At 55.9% G+C, this 19,913-nt stretch carries 18 protein-coding genes; 4 read left to right on the forward strand and 14 right to left on the reverse strand.

The window, feature by feature from the left end; translation table 11 throughout:
* Positions 1 to 62 precede the first annotated feature (62 nt).
* The 10 genes from ACTIKR_RS14735 to ACTIKR_RS14780 all read right to left on the reverse strand — a co-directional run bounded on the left by ACTIKR_RS14735 (position 63) and on the right by ACTIKR_RS14780 (position 11,139).
* Entirely contained in the window at positions 63 to 1,670 is a 1,608-nt protein-coding gene (locus tag ACTIKR_RS14735) for an FAD-dependent oxidoreductase (RefSeq protein ID WP_442328215.1), read from the reverse strand.
* Positions 1,671 to 1,916: 246 nt separating this feature from the next.
* Entirely contained in the window at positions 1,917 to 2,624 is a 708-nt protein-coding gene (locus ACTIKR_RS14740) for an ABC transporter ATP-binding protein (protein ID WP_442328216.1), read from the reverse strand.
* Positions 2,614 to 3,345 (reverse strand): ABC transporter ATP-binding protein, encoded by a 732-nt coding sequence (locus tag ACTIKR_RS14745; protein ID WP_193088004.1) that lies wholly within the window; start codon positions 3,343 to 3,345, stop codon positions 2,614 to 2,616. The genes ACTIKR_RS14740 and ACTIKR_RS14745 overlap by 11 nt, the downstream gene beginning before the upstream one ends.
* Positions 3,342 to 4,325 (reverse strand): branched-chain amino acid ABC transporter permease, encoded by a 984-nt coding sequence (locus tag ACTIKR_RS14750; protein ID WP_442328217.1) that lies wholly within the window; start codon positions 4,323 to 4,325, stop codon positions 3,342 to 3,344. The genes ACTIKR_RS14745 and ACTIKR_RS14750 overlap by 4 nt, the downstream gene beginning before the upstream one ends.
* On the reverse strand, positions 4,322 to 5,200 hold the full coding sequence (locus ACTIKR_RS14755; protein ID WP_130303058.1) for a branched-chain amino acid ABC transporter permease: 879 nt from the start codon (positions 5,198 to 5,200) through the stop codon (positions 4,322 to 4,324). The genes ACTIKR_RS14750 and ACTIKR_RS14755 overlap by 4 nt, the downstream gene beginning before the upstream one ends.
* An 86-nt stretch (positions 5,201 to 5,286) precedes the next feature.
* Positions 5,287 to 6,537, reverse strand: coding sequence for an ABC transporter substrate-binding protein (locus ACTIKR_RS14760; RefSeq protein WP_193088002.1), 1,251 nt, complete (start codon positions 6,535 to 6,537; stop codon positions 5,287 to 5,289).
* 44 nt (positions 6,538 to 6,581) lie between these two features.
* The gene (locus ACTIKR_RS14765) at positions 6,582 to 7,811 is read right to left on the reverse strand and encodes a serine hydrolase domain-containing protein (protein WP_442328218.1); all 1,230 of its coding nucleotides are present in this window, start codon (positions 7,809 to 7,811) and stop codon (positions 6,582 to 6,584) included.
* 10 nt (positions 7,812 to 7,821) lie between these two features.
* On the reverse strand, positions 7,822 to 8,754 hold the full coding sequence (locus ACTIKR_RS14770) for a phytanoyl-CoA dioxygenase family protein (RefSeq protein WP_193088000.1): 933 nt from the start codon (positions 8,752 to 8,754) through the stop codon (positions 7,822 to 7,824).
* 55 nt (positions 8,755 to 8,809) lie between these two features.
* Positions 8,810 to 10,294, reverse strand: a complete 1,485-nt coding sequence (locus ACTIKR_RS14775; RefSeq protein WP_442328219.1) for a class I adenylate-forming enzyme family protein — start codon at positions 10,292 to 10,294, stop codon at positions 8,810 to 8,812.
* Positions 10,295 to 10,296: 2 nt separating this feature from the next.
* Positions 10,297 to 11,139 (reverse strand): phytanoyl-CoA dioxygenase family protein, encoded by an 843-nt coding sequence (locus ACTIKR_RS14780; RefSeq protein WP_193087998.1) that lies wholly within the window; start codon positions 11,137 to 11,139, stop codon positions 10,297 to 10,299.
* A gap of 172 nt (positions 11,140 to 11,311) precedes the next feature.
* Here ACTIKR_RS14780 and ACTIKR_RS14785 point away from each other — a divergent pair, with 172 nt between their 5' ends.
* Together ACTIKR_RS14785 and glpK are read left to right on the forward strand one after the other, a co-directional pair.
* Positions 11,312 to 12,076, forward strand: a complete 765-nt coding sequence (locus ACTIKR_RS14785; RefSeq protein ID WP_193087997.1) for a DeoR/GlpR family DNA-binding transcription regulator — start codon at positions 11,312 to 11,314, stop codon at positions 12,074 to 12,076.
* Positions 12,077 to 12,257: 181 nt separating this feature from the next.
* Positions 12,258 to 13,763: a glycerol kinase GlpK gene (gene glpK, locus ACTIKR_RS14790; protein WP_442328220.1), complete on the forward strand. Its 1,506-nt coding sequence runs from the start codon at positions 12,258 to 12,260 to the stop codon at positions 13,761 to 13,763.
* A gap of 46 nt (positions 13,764 to 13,809) precedes the next feature.
* On the opposite strand, the gene ACTIKR_RS14795 is transcribed toward glpK, so the two are convergent.
* The 3 genes from ACTIKR_RS14795 to ACTIKR_RS14805 all read right to left on the reverse strand — a co-directional run bounded on the left by ACTIKR_RS14795 (position 13,810) and on the right by ACTIKR_RS14805 (position 16,767).
* A complete protein-coding gene (locus tag ACTIKR_RS14795; protein WP_442328221.1) occupies positions 13,810 to 15,156 on the reverse strand; it encodes an NAD(P)/FAD-dependent oxidoreductase in 1,347 nt (448 codons plus the stop codon).
* A 512-nt stretch (positions 15,157 to 15,668) separates the two neighbouring features.
* The gene (locus ACTIKR_RS14800; RefSeq protein ID WP_100694372.1) at positions 15,669 to 16,172 is read right to left on the reverse strand and encodes a 2,4'-dihydroxyacetophenone dioxygenase family protein; all 504 of its coding nucleotides are present in this window, start codon (positions 16,170 to 16,172) and stop codon (positions 15,669 to 15,671) included.
* A gap of 130 nt (positions 16,173 to 16,302) precedes the next feature.
* The gene (locus ACTIKR_RS14805; protein ID WP_442328222.1) at positions 16,303 to 16,767 is read right to left on the reverse strand and encodes an ester cyclase; all 465 of its coding nucleotides are present in this window, start codon (positions 16,765 to 16,767) and stop codon (positions 16,303 to 16,305) included.
* 248 nt (positions 16,768 to 17,015) lie between these two features.
* On the opposite strand from ACTIKR_RS14805, the gene ACTIKR_RS14810 reads away from it, so the two are divergent.
* The gene (locus ACTIKR_RS14810; RefSeq protein ID WP_442328223.1) at positions 17,016 to 17,549 is read left to right on the forward strand and encodes a VOC family protein; all 534 of its coding nucleotides are present in this window, start codon (positions 17,016 to 17,018) and stop codon (positions 17,547 to 17,549) included.
* A gap of 28 nt (positions 17,550 to 17,577) precedes the next feature.
* Positions 17,578 to 18,354, forward strand: a complete 777-nt coding sequence (locus ACTIKR_RS14815; protein ID WP_442328224.1) for an SDR family NAD(P)-dependent oxidoreductase — start codon at positions 17,578 to 17,580, stop codon at positions 18,352 to 18,354.
* Positions 18,355 to 18,457: 103 nt separating this feature from the next.
* Here ACTIKR_RS14815 and ACTIKR_RS14820 read toward each other — a convergent pair whose 3' ends face one another.
* A complete protein-coding gene (locus ACTIKR_RS14820; RefSeq protein ID WP_370540190.1) occupies positions 18,458 to 19,417 on the reverse strand; it encodes a Bug family tripartite tricarboxylate transporter substrate binding protein in 960 nt (319 codons plus the stop codon).
* Positions 19,418 to 19,913 lie beyond the last annotated feature (496 nt).

Here is a 19,913-nt window from a genome sequence, read left to right on the forward strand (position 1 = left end):
CTACGCCGAATGGCATATCCTGGTTCAATATGAAGGCGGGGAAGCGACGTGATCGCGGGGAATCAACCTGCCTTCTGACCCATATACTGTTGTGCCAGTGCCAGAAACGCCGGCAGTCCCACTTCATCCTGCTGCAGCGCTTGCTGCAGGATGGCAGCGACCTGCGGGGCGACAGCCGCGGCCTGCCTGGCGTCAAGGAACAACAAGCGCGAGCGTCGCGCCAGGACATCCTCCACGGTGCAGGCATACTCGTGGCTAACGGCAAAACGCACCATGGCCTCGCTCAGGCCGTCGGTCAGCCAGCGGTCGGCACCGGGCAGCGCGTTTACGACAGCGGCCTCGCTGCCGTAGGAATGCAGGCCCTGCGGCATATGCATATTGTGCTGCGTGGTCCCGTCGGGTGGCGCGCCAACCAGTGGCAAATTTACAGTGACCCCGCCCGCACGGGTGGGCAACGCTCCCGCGGTAAAGCAGGCTTGCAGGACATCCTCGGCCATGGCACGGTAAGTTGTCCATTTGCCACCCGTGACTGTCACCATGCCAGAGGCGCTGGTGAGTACAGTATGTTCTCGGCTGATACCCTTGGTATTTTCGCCATCGTCGCCCTGGGGCCGGGCCAGCGGGCGCAGACCCACCCACATACTACGCACGTCGGCCATAGTGGGACGACGGTTCAGGTAATGCCCCGCCTCGCTCAGGATAAAGTCCAGTTCGGCCTGGAAGGGCGCCGGCTCGCGGGCCAGGTCGTGACGTGGCGTGTCCGTGGTGCCAAGAATGACCTTGCCCAGCCATGGCACGGCAAACAGCACCCGGCCGTCTGCCGTCTTGGGCACCAGCAGCGCATGGTCGCCAGGCATAAAGTCCCGGTCCACCACCACATGCACGCCCTGGCTGGGGGCAACAATGGGTCGGGTGGCGCGACCCGATTCGGCGCCGTCCATCTCACGTAAGGCATCCACCCACGGACCGGTAGCGTTGACCACACATCTTGCGCGTACCTGGTAGCTGCAGCCCGAGTCACCATCTTCGCACACCAGCCCTGCCACGCGCCCGTTGTCGTGAATCAGTTTCGTAACCGGGCAGTAGTTCAATAGCAGTGCGCCATGGCGTGCTGCCGTTCGAGCCAGCGCCAGCGCCAGCCGGGCATCGTCGAACTGCCCGTCCCAGTATTTGACGCCACCCTTGAGCCCTTGCGGCTGTACAGTAGGCAACAGCGCTCGTGTCTGGCGAGTGCTCAGAAACTGGGTGTTCCCCAGGCCGGCCTTGCCCGCCAGCGCGTCGTATGCCTTGAGGCCAATGCCGTAGAACGGCGTGTCCAGCAGCTTATACGAGGGCATGACGAAAGCCAGAGGCTGCGCAATATGCGGTGCATTGTGCAGCAGCGTGGCACGCTCGTGCAGCGCCTCACGTACCAGCGCGATATTGCCCTGTGCCAGATAGCGCACACCGCCGTGCACGAGTTTGGTCGCCCGTGACGAGGTGCCTTTGGCAAAGTCATGCGACTCCAGCAACACCACCGAAAAGCCGCGGGCAGCTGCATCCAGCGCCACACCCAGGCCAGTCGCACCGCCACCGATGACCGCCAGGTCATAGGTTTTGGGTTCAGCCAGGCGGGCCAGCAATTGGGCACGCCCGGTTTTCAACGGCAAAGTATTTAATTCAACAGTCATACGACATCAATGGCCAGGTTATTAGGTAACTATGTCTTGTGCGTGGCAAGCCGCGCACATCATTGCAAACAGTCTGAAGTTAATGCATCGGCGTGTAAAAAACCCATCCGATTTTTCCAGCCTTCGTCACCTCGCCCACTCTCTTGTTTTGCGTTTCGCGCGCAGCATATGGTTCGCAGCACCGATACTTCGCATCGGTGCTGCGGCGTGCGAACAGACTTTTTGTATATGAACACGCGCAGACGGTCAGATACCCATATAGGCTTGCCGCAGGCGCTCGTTATTGAGTAGCTCCTGCCCCGTACCGGCCAGGACAATTTCGCCATGTTCCATGACATACCCGCGGCCCGATATGCTGAGCGAGCGGTGCACGTCCTGTTCGACCAGCAAAATCGTGACGCCGCGATCCTGGATCAGGGGCAGTTTTTCAAAAATATCCTTGACCATAATGGGTGCCAGGCCGATGGAAGGCTCGTCGAGCAACAACAACCTGGGCGAGGTCATCAACGCCCGGCCGATGGCCAGCATCTGCTGCTCCCCGCCACTGAACGAGCGCGCCAGTTGGCGGCGACGCTCCTTCAGACGCGGGAACATGCTGTAGATCCATTCCAGGTTTTGGCGCTGCTGCGCCTTATCGTTCAGAATATCTCCACCAACCAGCAGATTGTCTTCCACTTCCATATGGCCAAACAGGCGACGCCCTTCCATCACCTGGGCAATGCCGGCCCGCGCAATCAGGTGCGATTCCCGGCCGTCAATGCGCTTGCCGCCAAAATGAATCTGCCCCTTGGTGACCGGCAAGGTGCCCATGATGGCGCGAATCAGCGTCGTCTTGCCTGCGCCATTGGCGCCAACAATACTGACAATCTCGCCCTCTTTCACATTGATATTGATGCCATTGAGAACCTGCACATCGCCATAGCCCGAACTTACGTCGTTCACATCAAGCAGCATGCTCGCCTCCCAGGTATGCAGAGATCACTTGCGGATCGTTGGCAACCTCTACCGGTGTCCCTTCCGCAATCTTTTTACCGTACTGAATAACCACGATCTTGTTCGACAGGCTCATCACTGCCTTCATATTGTGTTCAATGACCAGAATGCTCACGCCCGATGCGCGCAGGCTTTGAATCAACTCCAGCATTTCGGCAGTCTCGACACTGGTCAGGCCAGCCATCACTTCGTCGAGCAACAGCAGTTTCGGATGTGTAGCCAGCGCCTTGGCCACTTCAAGCCGCTTGCGGCCCGATAGCGTCAGCGTTTTGGCAACCTGCTCCTGACGGGCGCCCAGCCCGACCTGCTGCAACACCCTGGCAGCCACCTCGCGTGCGTCTTGTGGCCTGGCATGGTGCAAAAATGCACCAACCATGGCGTTTTCTATCACAGTCATCTCGCCAAACGGCTTGACGATCTGGAATGTGCGCACAAGGCCGGCACGGCAGATATGCGGAGGATCAAACCCGTCCACGCGTTTGCCTTGGAAACGGATTTGTCCGTCGGTTGGCTTCAGAAATCCGGAGGCCATGGAAAATAGTGTGGTCTTGCCGGCGCCATTGGGGCCGATCAATCCGACAATCTCGCCATCATTGACCTTGAAACTTACATTATCGATTGCACGCAGGCCACCAAAGCTTTTGCCCACGCCGTCAAATTCCAGCAGTGTCGTGCTTGTCATTTCGTTACCCCCTGCTTGACCGGCCGCTTGAACCAGCGGTGAAAGATCGCGACCAGGCCGCGTGGCTCATACCAGATCACCAGCATCAGCAGCAAGCCGTAGAGCATCATATCCGCCCCCAGAAGGCCCCCGGAGAATGAGCGGGCCAGCTCTTCGCTTGGCAACAGCAACAATGCGCCCAATACCGGACCCCACAGCGTACCCCGGCCGCCGATGATGCAAACCACCGCAATCACCACGCCCAGGTTCGCGCCGAACACCTTGTCCGGGCTGACGAACAGCACGAATTGGGCGTAGAATGTGCCGCCGATCGCAGTCATGGCTGCGCTGATCATCGCGGCATAAAGCTTATAGCGTGTGGTGGGCACGCCTAGCGCCAATGCCGCGTCCTGGTCGTTGCGCACGGCGGCCAGGTAGTAACCATAGCGACTGCGCAGGATACGCCAGTTGATAACTAAGGCCAGCGCCACAAATACCAGCGCGATCACATAGTAGAACTCTTTGCTGGTCGATTGGAATTGCCACGGCGCGTCGCGCAACAGTGTTACTTCCATTCCGCGTGGGCCGCCGAGCAGGTCATCGGCATTTTCCACCAGCGTTTTGATCACCATGGCCGAGGCAATGGTGGCAAGCGCAAAGTATGCGCCACGCAAATGCAAGCTCGACATTCCCACGATCACCGCCGCAACAATGGCCAATGCCGCACCAATCCACATGCCGATCCAGGGGCTGACGCCCATATTGACAAAGAACCAGGTCGAGGCATACGCGCCAATGCCAAAGTACGCTGAATGTCCCAGTGAGAGCTGTCCGGCGATACCGCCCAGCACATTCCAGGACAGCGCCAGATAGGCATACAGCAATGTCATGACCGCGATCGACAGCACGTACTGGCTGCCGGTAAACAACGGCGCAATCGCCAGCACGACAATGAGCGCGCCCCATAGCGATGAATGTTTTGAACCTTGCACTGTCATCATTCTTTCTCCACGCCAAACAATCCGCTCGGACGGAAATACATCACGCCCAGGAACAGCAGGAAAATCAGCGCTTCAGCATAGGTAACCGGAATTACCTGGCTGCCCACGGATTCAAGAATGCCCACGATAATCCCGCCCCAGAAAGCACCAGCGATCGAGCCGATCCCGCCCAGCACCACGATCACGAAGGCACGCATGCCAAAGATGTCGCCAACGAAGGGGTTGACCGGATACATGGGCAAAAGCAGCGCGCCTGCAATACCCAGTACACCAAGGCCGATAGCAAAGGACAGCTGGTAGACACGCTTGCTGTCGATACCCAGCACGCTGGCTGCCTCGCGGTCCTGGCCCGTTGCTCGAATGGCGCGGCCCAGCGCCGTATAGCGCATAAAGGCAACCAGCCCGATGGTGACAAGCGCAGCAATCACAAAGCCGGCAATCTGCGGATACGTGAATATGAGGTCACCCATGATCACCACCTCGTTGGACCAGGGACTGTCAATCATCCGGCTGTCGGGTCCCAGCAGCGCGAGCGCGAAATAATCCAGAAAGATCCACAGACCGGTCGTGAAGATCAGCACGCCGATAGGCTCACGCGAAGATTCCTTGCGATAGATGCCATCGATGAAAAAGCGCTGACACGCCCATCCCACAAAAAACAGGACAACGGCCGCGATGGGCGCCGCCGCCAGCGGGTGCAGGCCGAAATTGGTACAGGTGTAGTAGGTCACGTACATCGCGACCATCAGGAACGAGCCGTGCGCGAAATTGATGATCTTCATCACGCCAAACTGCAGGCTCAGCCCAAGCGCGATCAGACCATATACTGCTCCGGTGGCAATGCCACCGAGCAATGCTTGAAGATAAATGCTCAAAGCGAATCCTCACGTATTTGAAAAAAGCGGACTGCCGGTGATGTCAAATCAGGCGGCAGCCGACAAAGCGATGACCAGAGTCCTGATCAGTAAGTGGCGGCAGGCCAGACCATTTTGTAGGTCTTGGACGCCAGATCTTCCGGCCAGATGGTGCGGTATTCTCCCTCGGGCGTGATCTGCTGCACCACGAATTTTTTGAGCGGGTTCTGACCCTTCTCATCAATCACAATGTCGTAGCCAAGCAGCTTGTTCAGATCGGTCCCCTTGATGCTGGTTGTGGCAAGCGCATCACGGATGGCTTGCGGCTCGGCCTTGCCGGCGCGCTCCAGCGCATCTTTGATCACCCACACCGCACCATAGGCGCTCACAGACAATTCATTGGGTTCGGCTTTGTACGTCCCGGTAAATTCATCCCAGAACTTCTTGGCAAAAGGCGTGGTAACGGCAGACTCGTATCCTGCCCAGCCGTTGGTCGTGAACACGCCCTTGGCAGGACCCTTGCCCACTTGCGGCAGAAAGCCGCTGTCGATCTGGCCGCCTGCGCTGCCGATGTATCCCATGGCCGACACGCGCATTTGCGCCAGCAGCTTGTGCAGTTGCACGGCGTCGGCAGCGTATGAAGTGACCGTGACAACGTCAGGCTTGCGACCCTTGATTTTCAGGACCAGCGGACGCAGGTCGGGGCTGTTGGGCGGATAGCCTTCGTCCAGTACGATTTCCACGCCTTGTTCCTTGAACTTCTTGCGCAGTGTATTGGCCATGTCCTGGCCCCAATCGGTGTTTTCATAGACCATGGCCACGGTTTTTGCCGGCTTGCCGGTCGCCTTGCTGGCATAGGCAACAAAATCGGCCATACCTTCTGCATTGGCAGCGGCCGGCACCTGAGTGGCACGGAAAACGTACTTGAAGCCGCGTTCGGTAATTTCGCCCTTGCCTGCCAGGTCTACCACCCAAGGCACACTATACTTTTCAGCCACGGCTGTGGCCGGAAAGGTGGTACCGCTCTGGAACGCACCAAGCAAAACAGGCACTTTTTCACGCGTGATCAGTCTTTCGGTTTCAGTCAGCGCCACTTTCGGATCGCCCCTGGTGTCGGACTCCAGCAGCTTTAACTGGGCGCCGCCCAGCGATTTGATGCCGCCACTTTCATTGATATGCTTTACTGCCAGATGCGTCGCACGCGACATATCACGGCCGATCGACGCAGCAGCGCTGCCCGACAGCGGAATCAGATAGCCGATTTTGACCGGATCTGCCGCATGTGCAGCACTTACGCCAAGCATTGCAAGCGCACCGGTAAGGCAGGCGCGAACGATAAAATTTTTACGAGTGGTCATGAACCATGTCTCCTGCTGATTTTTAAAAAAGAATGTCTACAAATTTATGACCGGGCCAATACGCCATACAAGGCTTGCGTCAGCCGATCGGCGCGCGCGTTAAGCAGCACGCCCGCTCCCATGTGATTCATTGTGTAGCCAAAGCCGATGCGATGTTGCTCACTGGCAAAACCCAGCGATCCGCCCGCCCCCACGTGGCCAAAAGCATCACGTCCGAAACTGGCGCTGTCCAGCCCGCGTGCACGGTTATCCATGCTGCGCATAAAGCCGGCTGCAAAGCGTGTCGGCACCAGCAGACACAAGTCTTCGTTGGTCGCCGATGAAACCTCGGCAGCCCGCTCCAGCGTTGCATGCCCGATCACGCGCACGCCGTTGCGCTCGCCGCCCAGGGACAGCGCACTGTACATGCGGGCCAAAGAACGAGCGTTGGTGATACCGCCGGCCGCACCAATTTCGGCGGCATGGCCCTGGCGCGAATTGAAACCGCTGGGCCGCCAGCCACCCGTATTGCGAAAATACAGATTGCTGATGCTCTCGGGCGCGGTCGCAATGGCCTGCTCAAACGCATTGCGCGGCTGCTCCGCTGGCCTGGCCGGCATAATTTTGGCCACTCTTGGCTCTTCGCTTTCGGGCAGGCCTATCCAGAAATCCAAGCCCAATGGCCTCGCAACACGCTCCTGGAAGAAGTGCCCTAGCGACTGTCCGGCAACGCGTCGCACCACTTCACCCACCAGCCAGCCGAACGTCAAGCCATGGTAGCCCACGCTGGTTCCCGGCTTCCAGTACGGCGCCTCGTTGGCAAGGCGCGTGCTCATCTCGGTCCAGTCAAATACCGCGCCGTCAGGCAGCATCTGCCGAAGCGCAGGCACGCCTGCCGAATGGTCCAGCAACATGCGCACGGTAACGTCGCCCTTGCCTTGTGCGGCAAATTCGGGCCAATAGTGTGCAACGCGCTGGTCAATATCCAGCGCACCACCATCGGCCAGGATGTGCGCACACAAGGCCGTTGCCGCCTTCGTATTGGAGAACACCACGCCAACCGTATCCTGCTGCCACGGGCGTTGTGTCGGCAAGTCCGCAAAACCGCCCCAGACATCGATCACGGTCTGTCCGCCCTGTTCGACGGCCAGAGATGCGCCATGCTCGATGTCACCGTCAAAATTTTCGATGAATGCGTCCAGCACGGGCAAAAATTGCGGCGCGCAATAGCCATGGACTTGCCCGCCCGCGAGGTCGGGGCGTTTCAGATCAATACTGACGTTGTATTTCTGCATGAGTAGGCAATCAACGAATTTTCGGGGCACAAGCACCAAAACCCAGCAGGTACTTGGCACGCTCTGACAGCGTAGGAATCACTTCTGGCGGCAGCGTGGACGTAAAGTCCGCGAAAAATCGCAACCAGGACACGTTGTAGTTGCACAGGATGGCGCGACGCTTGGCATCGGTATGATTCGAGCCCGAACGGTGCCAGGTGTTCGATAGCCATATTGCGACGGAACCGGCAGGCGCAGTCAGCGTGACTTCGCCTTCCAGCGGATCGCTGCCCCACGGCGGCGACTTGCGCAACTTGTGACTGCCTGGCATCACGCGTGTCGCGCCATTATCGGCAGTAAAGTCATCCAGCATCCAGACGTTTTGCAGCGTCAGCGGAAACTCTGGCAGCGGCTCGGCAATCTGGCCCAGCGGCGCATCCACGTGCCATGCACCACCACCGGTTTGCGGGCCGATGCTGGTGGACTGGAAATCGTGCAGGTTACAGTCTTCACCCATCATATGCTGCACCATCGGCAACACAACCGGGTGCTCGATCAGGGGAATGAGTTCCGGCTCTTTAGTAAGCAGGTTCCAGACGCGCTGCGAATTGTCGTTATCGAACAACGTAGGCAGGTGCAGGAAATTTTTGGAAACCTTGCTGATCGGCATGGGCCAGCGCGCGCCGGCGTTGTCGCGACGGTACTGGTGAATACGCGCCACCATGCGCTCGGCTTCGGCGTCACTGACGGTATAGTGTTTTTTATAGTAAGCGCGAATTTCTTCGTCGTCTTCATGCTTCTCATCATCGAGTGGCAGCGGATTGGCCAGCTCATGCGCCATGCGCTTGGCGACAACTTCGCGAATGCGCTCCAACTGGTCCTGGTCAAGCACGTTTTCAACCACCGCATAGCCGTCTTCGGCGAGCTGGTGCTTGAGCTTGTCCATATCGATATTCTTCAGCATCTGTCTTCCTTTGTTATGTTGCAAAACGCGGCGCGATCATGGCGCGCCAACGGGTTTAAGTTCCTTGCGCGCAAGCTTGCCCACAGCCGTACGCGGAAGCGCGTCGGTAATGGCAATGCGTCTGGGTGTTTTGTAATGCGCGCAGCGCCTGTTCATTGGGCGCGCAACCTGGGGCAGGCGTAACCCAGGCGTGAACTACCTGACCAAGGCGCTCATCAGGTACGCCGAACGCTGCGCAGTCGCCCACGCTCGCGCACGCGCGCAGCGTCTGCTCAACTTCCAGCGGATACACCTTGAATCCGCCAACATTGATCGTTTCCTGGCAACGGCCTTGGATGAACACATAGCCGTCTTCATCCTGGCTTGCCAGATCACCGGTATAGAGCCACCCATCCCGCAATACCTGCTGTGTCAGATCGGGTCGATTGCGATAGCCGGCCATCACCTGTGGCCCTCGTACGCAAATTTCGCCCACCGCACCTATGGGTACATTATTGCCCTGTTCATCAACAATGCGCAGCTCGCAGCCAGGCACAGGCAGGCCGACTGAACCAGGCTTGCGCACACCTTGCACCGGATTGTAGGTAAGACAGGGGCCAGCTTCGCTTTGTCCATAGCCCTCATAAATCGGGCAACCGGTCAGCCGTTCAAATTCCCTCAGCGTGCGTTCAGGCAATGCCGCCGCACCGCTATAGCAGGCGCGCAGCGTGCCTGCTTTAACCTGCTCGATATCAGGCTGGCGCAGAAGATCATGAAAAATGGCGGGCGCCCCCGACATCAAGGTCACCCCCTCATGCACCAGTGCATGTACGGCGGCCCTGGCGTCAAAGCGCCGCTGGATAAGCAGTTCGGACGCGGCAAAGGCACTTAAATGCAGACACATCGCCACGGCCGATACATGAAACAGCGGCATGGGGCATAGCACCACCTCCTGGCCCGGCCGCGTCGACAGACGGGCCTCGCGCTGCAGCAAATTAGCTGCAAGATGACCATGCGAAATATCTACGCCCTTGGGCTGGCCGGTGGTGCCACCGGTGTATTGCAACGTTGCCAGATCGGCGTGGCCAGGCAAATCCTGCGGCAACGGTCTTTGTGAATCGAGCAAGCGCAAAAAACTGTAACCGCTGCTGCCCGTCTGCAGGATGCGTTCAACAGGCAAGCTGCAAACCGTTGGCAGATCCACACGCACGCTGTCATCGACGATGAGCAGACACACATCGGCATCGGCCAGCATCGCCTGCAATTCACGTTCACCGTAGCCCGGATTGAGCGCAACAACCTGCGCCCTCAGGGCATGGACAGCAAAGGTGACGATCGCCAGATCAAGCGAGTTTTGCAGCAACAGTCCTACCCGCTCGCCGGGCGCCACCGTGGAACGCAGCTCCTGCGCCAGTGCGCCAACGATACCTGCATAGTCAGCGTAGCAAAGGCGTTGCCCCTCGAAGCGCAAGGCCCAATGCCGGGGATAATCTTGCGCGGCATCGCGCAGCAGATGTACGACCGACGCAGGAATCCCCTGCAGTGCGTTTGGAGCCGTCATGATCAGCTTTGTGCTTGGCGTCGTTGCAACTTGCGATCCGTCGCTTCCCACACCGTGGGGCGGCCTTCCTGGCCCAGCAGTTCGATCGGATCATTGTTTTCGATATGACCGTATTGGCCCTTGTATATCCCGTAGCCACATAACTCCTGCAGGCGGCGCGGAAATTTTGCGGCCGTTTCGCGGGGAATACCCAATAGCAGGTTCTCCTGCTGACGCATCCAGCCCGCACAGTAATAGCACGAGAGCGCATAGCGACGCTCATCGGTCGTATTGGCGCCGCCTTTATGCCACAAGGCGCTGTCAAACAGCATCACGCTGCCGGCAGGCATGGTCGCTGCAACGGTTTGCACTTCAATCCCGTACGCGGGCGCATGATCCAGCTTATGGCTGCCTGGCACGATACGGGTCGCACCATTGGCTTCGGTAAAATCACTCAACGCCCACATTGCATTGACTGCAAGCGGCGGGCGCGGACGCGGCAGCGCCAGTTGCTGTGTATCCTCGTGCAGCGGTTGTGCGGTCTGACCCGGCCCCATAGTCAGCGAGCACAGGGAAGAGAGCAGCAGCTCGCGATCAAGCAGCGACTCGGCAAGCGCCAGTACCGATGGCTGCAGGGGAACGTCCCAGAAAGCCTCGTCATAAGCCAGCAAATTATTAATGCGAACAGTCTTGAGCCCTTCAAACGAAGTTTTTGCGTATCCAAAACCGTGGTGCGCTTCAACGGACAGCAAGGCCTCTTTCAGCCGCTCGACATGGGCCGGTGCGATCAGGCTTTCAAGCACCACATAGCCATCGCGGTCAAAGCGTTGCTTGCATTCAATCAGTTGTTCAGGGGTTGGGGTCATCTGTGACGGTACAAATAGTTAAAACGAACACAAGTGTTTTCTATATTGATTTCTTATTTTCTATTATGTTCGTTTTTGTCCTTGATGTATATCAATTTTCATAATGGTTATCCCTATGGTTTATTCTTTTTTTTTCCTTTAGGCTATACATATTTTCCTTTAGGCATTATTCATGAGTGCAAATCCTCGCCAGGATCAGTTGATCGATGAAGTCCGACGACAAGGGTCTATGTCTGTCGAAGCGCTGGCTGATCGATTCGGAGTCACGCTGCAAACTGTTCGCCGGGACGTCAAACAGCTGGCCGAAACAGGCGTGCTGACCCGCTATCACGGCGGAGTACGCATACCGGAATCGACCACTGAGAATATTGCCTATCTGCAACGCCGGCTGTTCAATGAAGAGCCAAAGCGAGCCATTGCACGTGAAGTGGCAAAGGCCATTCCCGAAGGGTGTTCGCTTATTCTGAACATCGGCACAACCACCGAGGCCATCGCACGGGAACTGTTGCGCCATCGCGCCTTGAGGGTCATCACCAACAACCTGAACGTAGCGGCCATTCTGGCCGATAATCCCGATTGCGAAGTCATTGTCTCCGGCGGCGTGGTTCGTTCCCTGGACCACGGTATCGTAGGTGAAACCGCCGTAGACTTCATGCGGCAGTTCCGGGTAGACATCGGCGTCATTGGCATCTCGGGAATCGAGCAGGATGGCACCTTGCGTGACTTCGATTTGCGCGAAGTTAAGGTGGCCCAGGCCATTATTGCCCAATCGCGCGAAGTCTGGCTTGCTGCCGACCACAGCAAGTTCCATCGCCAGGCCATGGTGGAGCTGGCGCGCATGGATCAGGTACACCGGCTATTTACCAATATGCCGCCGCCCGAGCCATTTCCTGCACTACTGCAAGAGGCCGGCGTGCAATGCATCGTAGCCCAATAAGTAGCCACTCGCCCTGATCAGTCCACGCCTTGTTGGTGTAGCCCAAATTCATACTTCATACCCAAAAAAACCAGAACCAATGTCGGAAGCTGCTCGCGCTCTATTTCAACGATTCGTATCGCTTAGATATCGGAGTCGGACACTGACGAGCGCAGCTGCTTCTTTTTCGTAGAGATCACCCATGACCTATTTACTTGCCCTGGACCAGGGCACCTCCAGCTCGCGCAGCATTCTCTTTGACGCCAAAGGCCATTGCGTCGCCCAGGCGCAAATGGAACTGTCGCAGATTTACCCGCGCCCCGGCTGGGTCGAACACGACCCGCGGGAGATCTGGCGCACCCAACTGGCCACCGCACGCGAGACACTGGCCAAGGCCGGCGTCGCCGCAGCCGATGTGCATGCTGTAGGCATAACCAACCAGCGCGAAACCACGGTGCTATGGAATCGCGCTACCGGCGAACCCGTGCACCATGCGATTGTCTGGCAGGATCGTCGTGCCGAGCCGGCTTGCGCGCAACTGCGCGAACAGGGTTATGCAGCAACAATTCAGGCCAAGACCGGCCTGCTGGTGGATGCTTATTTTTCCGGCACCAAGCTGCAGTGGCTGCTTGACAATGTGCCCGGCGCGCGCGCTGCGGCCGAGCGGGGTGAATTGGCCTTTGGCACCGTAGACAGCTGGCTTATTTGGCAACTGACCGCAGGCCGCCGGCATGTAACCGATGTGAGCAATGCGAGCCGCACCATGCTGTTTAACGTGCACACCAACCAGTGGGACGAGCAATTGTTGGCGCTATTGAATATCCCCCGCTCGCTGCTGCCCGAAGTGCAAGCGTCCAGTAGCGACTTTGGTCGTACCGATGCCCAGGTGCTCGGCAGCGCCATCGCCATCGGCGGCGTGGCCGGCGACCAGCAAAGTGCACTGTTCGGCCAGGCCTGCTTTTCAGCGGGCATGGCCAAGAACACCTATGGCACCGGTTGCTTCATGCTGATGCATACGGGAGACGTGTTCCAGGCCTCGCACAACGGCCTGCTGACCACCAGTGCGGCCCAACCCCATACAACACCCGAATATGCGCTCGAAGGCAGCGTCTTTGTCGGCGGTGCTGTAGTGCAGTGGTTGCGCGACGGCCTGCGCGCCATTGAACACAGCGGCCAAGTGCAGCAACTTGCCGAAAGCGTACCCGACTCGGGCGGCGTGATGATGGTGCCTGCCTTTACCGGCCTGGGCGCCCCCTACTGGCAGCCGGATGCGCGCGGCACCATCACCGGCATCACCCGCGGCACGACGCTGGCCCATATCGCCCGCGCAGCGCTGGAATCTATCGCCTATCAGAGCGCTGCGCTGCTTACGGCGATGAGCCGCGACGCGACCGATGCCGGTGGCCAGCCCGTAAGCGAGTTACGGGTTGATGGTGGCGCTTGCGTCAACGATCTGCTCATGCAGTTCCAGGCAGACCTGCTGGGCATTCCCGTGGTGCGCCCCGCCTGCGTCGAAACCACCGCGCTGGGCGCGGCCTATCTAGCCGGGCTTTCCAGCGGCGTCTATGCCGACACCGAGGAGATCTCCCATCTGTGGCGCGCCGAGAGGCGCTTTCATCCCACCCAGGGCCGTGAGCGGGCCCAGGCGCTGATGCAGCAGTGGGAGCATGCGGTGCAGCAAGCTACGATGCTTGAAACACAGTCGTGATGGCGCCGCTGCCGGTTCTCAAGAACGTAATTGGCTTCTGCCGTTGCTAAAGTGACGTGCCCAGCCGAATCGGGCTCCCATCGGTAAAACGGGAAAACCGAAAGCGATGCAGGTTATGCCCGACGTCGTTGCCCTGGATCATATCTGAAATAATGCGGCCCATGCCAGGCCCGATGCCAAATCCATGACCACTCATCCCTGTCGCAACAACAAGACCAGGATGAGTAGGCACCCAGTCAACAATGGGAACGGTATCGGGCATGAGATCAATCATCCCGGCCCAGCTCTTTTGGAAACGAACATGCTCCATCTGAGGGAAAAGCCGCTTGAATCCTCGCTCGATTGAACGAAGGTCAGAGGCATCGGGAGCTGGATTGAGCACGCGCATGCTCTCAAAAGGGCTGGGCATGTCGGGCACCCAGCCACGAGGGGTCGTCCAGCCGTCGGGATATCCGACCGGCGCCCAGAGCGCATAACGGGTTCCCAGCGGGTCGGCTTTCAAGGCCGGAAAATATTTCGCGGCATGCCGCAAACTATCCGGTCCAAGATAAAGCCGGTGGCTGCCTGCGGGCGCCAGCGTATAGCCACCATCCAGCCTGCATCGAAAAGCGATGTGTTTTTCTACTGCCGCGCCGGCATGGAACTCGGGCATCGGTAGCGTTGCCGCGACAGTTGCCTTGACCGAAAGCTGGGGAATAGAAATGCCATGTTTTTTCAAAAAGAGCGACGACCACGCGCCCCCCGCCAGCAGGACGGATGACGTAGCGATATACCCCTGCTCGCTCCATACCCCGGCAATGCTGCCAGCCGCTGTCTCAAGCGTCCTGGCCGCGCAGTTCTCGACAATCGTTACTCCCTTGCTACGTGCAAGTCTGGCCAGGGCCGGAACAGCCAGCGAGGGCTCGGCCCGCATATCCGAAGGCGTGATCATCGCGCCCTTGAATGCACCGGACATGCCTTTGATCAGCTCTGAGACATCGTCTGCGCCGAGCATCCGGGTATCCATGTCGTGTGCAGCAGCGATCTTGATGAACGCGTCGAACTCGGCCATTTCCTTGTCAGAGCTGGCCAGATAGGTCACGCCGGTTTGCCGAAGTCCGATATCTTCTCCACATTCCTGCACCAGTTGCGGCCATAGCCGTGCCGCCTCGATCATGATGGGCAGTTCGTCCTCATCCCTGCCCTGCTTTCGAATCCAGCCCCAGTTTCGCGACGACTGCTCGGCCGCGATGCGGCCCTTTTCCAGCACGGTTACCGCTACATTATGCTGGGCAAGGAAAATGGCAGTTGTAATACCAATAATGCCGCCGCCGATGATCACGACATCCGACGCTTTCGGCGGCGGGCCTGCGTAGACAATGGGATCTGTTTCTGAGAAAGGGAAGGCGTTCATGTGTCAAGTTTCATATTAATGGAAAATGGCTGGCTAGATGCTGGCGGATTGCCGATCAATCGGCAAGTCCGGAGCAGTAGCAGTTACCCTGATTTTAGTCAGTCGCTGTTAACCAGACAAAACCATTGTACCTATCCTCCAGACACTTATCGTGCGAAGGCAGCGATCTCCCGTTTCGAGAGCATGGCTCGATAAATGGTTCCTGAGAAACCATCAGAAAACATCTGGGTCAACACTATACGTAAGGCGGCAGCGTGATGGGCACCTCGCGCTATAGATCAGTTTATATCGGGGCTCTCCCGCTAGGAATGCCGTCTCAAAATGAACTCAACGGCCAATCGCTCTTCTTTTTTTACTGATTTTTAAGTACTAGCCATTTCCAATTTACATGCGCACTGACTCATGGCCGAACTGCCGAGACGGTGCTTTCAACAGTACGTTATCATGATTTGCAATTTGAATGATGAAACAGGAAATGTCACAGATGCAGTGATATCCCCTGCCTTCATTGGCTATCTGGTAAATTCAGCACCACCCTTGGGCCGGATATATTTAGGAATAGGAATCCCCTGTTTTCGTGCAGTTTCGAGAATAGATTCCTCTATTGCCCCGGCGTCGCGAATGCCAATAAACTCGCCATCTATAAAATTGATGTTAGCCCCGTAAACGACCATGAAACCTTCGGCGGCTTCCTTCGCGTCCTTGGGCACACAGAAAGTATGGACCGAACCGCCCGGTTCATAAAGATAGCTTCCTGCCTTTTGAGGATCATCGGGATACTCCAGATAATGCCATTCACCCTTGGTTGTGTAAAAGTGAACCACGCCGGTATGAAAATGGGTAGGTAGTTGGGTGCCTGGGTTGAATTTTCCATACAATACCCACACTCCATTTTCACGATCAAGGAACAACGGAATAATGGTCGATCCCGGAGCAGACCCAGGCAGCTCCACGCCCTCATTGATGTTGAGCGTAAGTAAACGCTCCTGCTTTGTGACAACTTCTGGTAAAGACATGTGTATCTCCTCGTGTGTGGATATTTTCCAAGGGCTTGCAGTAGCACTCTCATACCCGAATTGGAACTTCATACAGAACTCGCGGCGTGTTGCACACCTATCGGCAAGTTCACTGCATTTAAATATTCAGTCAAATCAAGCCAAGCGAGCACAGTTTTGCATCCTGTGATGTATAAGGTCGCTCGCAAACAATCTTGTCTGAGCCAGTTGCAAATTCAAATGTCGCGGCCATGCGAACATGCATTTTTCTACCTGTGGGTTCGTAGTTGCGACCATCGATTGTCAATACACCCAGATGGGTGCCCTTGAGGTAAAACTCCACAAGGACAGTATCGTCAGCTGCGGCTATCGTAATGATTTCATTGGTCAGATCCGGGAACGGAATCCGGGAAGATTCAAAATAGCCGCGTACGTCCTTCTCGCCGTCGTAGACCATGCCACTGCCATGCATTTCATAGCGTGGATGTTCAAAAGTAGCGATCACCGCATCCCAGTCATGTACACACTCCATCGCCATGTGATCTATTACGGTCTTGATACGGGTTTGCTGCAAGGCGTCTGATACTGAAGCGTCCAAAACTGATGCGTCCGACATGATGTACTTCTCCATTTTCTAAAAAGGGTGTTCAGCGGCCAGTGGATTGAAGCCGAACCGGTAGTTGTCACATTAAAAGTTGCGACATAAATTGCGATAGAGTAATAACGTTTCCACAAAATTATAAGATCGATATTTCGGGAATTTATATAAATGTAATTACTATATTGAAATATATAATCAGACTTGTTATATTGAAATAAAAGAAACGTTTCCATTTTATTTGAAAACAATCAGGAGTGCAAGGAATGGCCAAGGTAATGGGTGATGTAAGGCAAATCGGTCTGGTAGTACGGGATATTGAGACAGCAATGGCGCATTGGAGCAAGACACTCGGTGTAGGTCCCTGGTTCTACAAAAAAAAGGTAAACACAACTGAATTTTCTTATTACGGTAAGCCATCTGCCCTTCCAGAATTGTCTATCGCCCTGGCAAATTCGGGCGGCATTCAATTGGAGTTGATCCAGCAACGCAACAATGCTCCTTCGTTGTATTTGGATTTCCTTGGCACCGGAGCCGAGGGTATCCAGCACGTGGCGTACTGGACCTTTGATCACTTTGATCAACACAGAAATAAATTACTTGCCCAGGGATACGAAGAAGGGCACGCCGGAAGGATGGGGGAAGGACGGGGAAGATTTGCGTATCTACTGCATCCGGACATGCCGGGTAACGTTATTGAGTTGTCCGAAATGACCGGCGGCAAGGGTGAATACTTTGCGAAGATCGCCGAAGCGCATACAAATTGGGATGGCGAAGAATCCGTTATCCGAATCGACTAACCCTTCAGACTATATAAGTAAGATAATTGTGAAAACGACAAAAGATAAGGTGGTATTAATTACCGGGGGCAGCAACGGCATTGGCGCCGCGGCGTGCAAAAAATTTGTATCTGAAGGAGCAACAGTTATTATCGCGGACATGCAAGAACCAGCGAGCTATACGCCGTCAGATCAGGTACATTTCCATTGCCTGGACGTAACATCGGAATCACAATGGATTTCTCTGTTTCAGATAATAGAGGCATCTTTTACATCTCTGGATGTGCTGGTCAACGCCGCCGGAATTGTGGGCGATGTGTTAAACGGTTCGCTCGAGAGCACTACACTTGACGAGTGGCATCGTGTGCTTGCAGTCAATCTGGACGGGACTTTCCTCGGTTGCCGCGAAGCCGTTAAGCTGATGCGAAAACAAGGCAGTGGAGCAATTGTAAACTTGTCCTCAGTGGGCGCGTACTACCCAACAACGCAAAGCGTCGCCTATGGCGCCAGTAAAGGAGCCGTCACGCAACTGACCAAGTCTGTAGCGTTGTTTGCCAGCATGGGCAACAATACCGTTAGATGCAATTCGGTACACCCGGGACGCATCGAAACGAAAATGCTGGACGATATCCTGACGCAAAAATCAGCGCGAGCCAGGCAAAACAATACACAGAACATACCCACCACAGCCGACCGTACGCCCATGGGAGCAAAAGGCACCCCCGAAGATGTGGCCAATCTTATTTACTATCTGGCCTCGGACGAGGCCCGGTATATAACAGGCGCCGAGTTTGTCGTTGACGGCGGCTGGAAGCTGCTGCGCTAGAGCGATAGAGCAAAGGTGGCATTGACATAGAAAACCGTTACGCCATTATTCAGAATATATTGTCCGGTCTCATCATCACATTGACGAGACCGGATTAATTTTTCTATTGCGCTTCAATACCGGCTTGCTTGGCGATATCTTCCCACACCTTCGCATCTGCAACCATAGCCTTGGTGTGATTTTCACCCGAGACATATTTGGCGGTGATGCCCAGGCCCAGCAATTTCTTCTGGATAGCTGGCTGTGCAAGTGTTTGTTCGAGTGTTTTAGACAATTTGTCCACAATTGGCGCAGGTGTACCGGCTGGCACATACATTGCCCAGTTCAATTCCCGGTCAAAGTCCACTCCCTGTTCCTTGTAACTGGCAACATCCGGCAGGCTGGGAGAGCGTTGAGTACAGACCGCGAGGGCTTTGACTTTGCCGCCTTGTACATAGGGCGTCGCTGTAACCATATCGACAAATCCAACGGAGATATGGCCGCCCAGGATATCGTTCGCCAGTTGCGCCGTGCCCTTATATGGCACATGCGCCAACTTGATTCCCATTTTTTGAGCCAGCACTTCACCGCAAAAATGGCCGGTGGAACCTCGCCCCCAACTAGCATACTGTAAGGGTTCCTTGCTGGAATCGTTAAGTGATTTCACACCCGCAAGATTGCTTGCCGGAAAATCACTATTCGCAATCATCACAATCGAAGACGAGCCGATCACACCCAGGGAGGTGAAATCTTTGACAGGATCATAGGCAATCTTGGTGTAAACATGCGGAGACAGCACATGCGTAGTCATTCCGCCAATCGTAATGGTATAGCCATCTGGCTTTGCTCTGGCAACATCCGCGATACCAATCGTCCCCCCAGCGCCGGGCTTGTTTTCCACCACCACCGGCTTTCCAAGTTGTGCTGCAAATTGCTCGGCAATAATACGGCCGAGTATGTCGCCGCCGCCTCCTGCCGAGAATGGCAAAAGCATGCGTATGGGGCGGTCCGGGTACGTGTCAGCCTGAGCCGATGAAGTAACCATTAAGGCCGCTAAGCAGAATGCATATGGAAAAAGTCTCACTTGTCTCTCCTGTTATCTCAACACTTAAAAATTATTGTGCAGCCGGTGTGGTCGTTCATATTATTGCTCCGCTTGATGGAATGCATTCCAGAAATGACAGGCTGAATAATTGGTGCTGGCTGTTTTGTGATTTCACCTCGCCTCCACAAAATGGAAACGTTTACATTTTATATTCTTTTTCCATTAGATGCAATTGTGTTACGCGGATATACCTCAAGGACATTGACTTCTATCAAATTTTCGAATAGGGTAACAGATGATGATCTATAATTTGAGCCGAAATTACCACTAGATAACGGGCAATTTTATAATATAATGGAATCGTTTCCTTTTTTATAATCAAAAAAACCAGACTGCATGGCAATGGCATTATCCATAGCGTATTGTGTTTAAGATACTCATCTGTTCAATAATCATGTGAATCCGCAAGGCCCATTGGCGCAAACATCACCGTTGTGCACGAGTCAGAAATCCTGAAGCCTACACTCGGGCAATG

Source organism: Advenella sp. (assembly GCF_052108595.1).
Classification (GTDB): domain Bacteria; phylum Pseudomonadota; class Gammaproteobacteria; order Burkholderiales; family Burkholderiaceae_B; genus Advenella.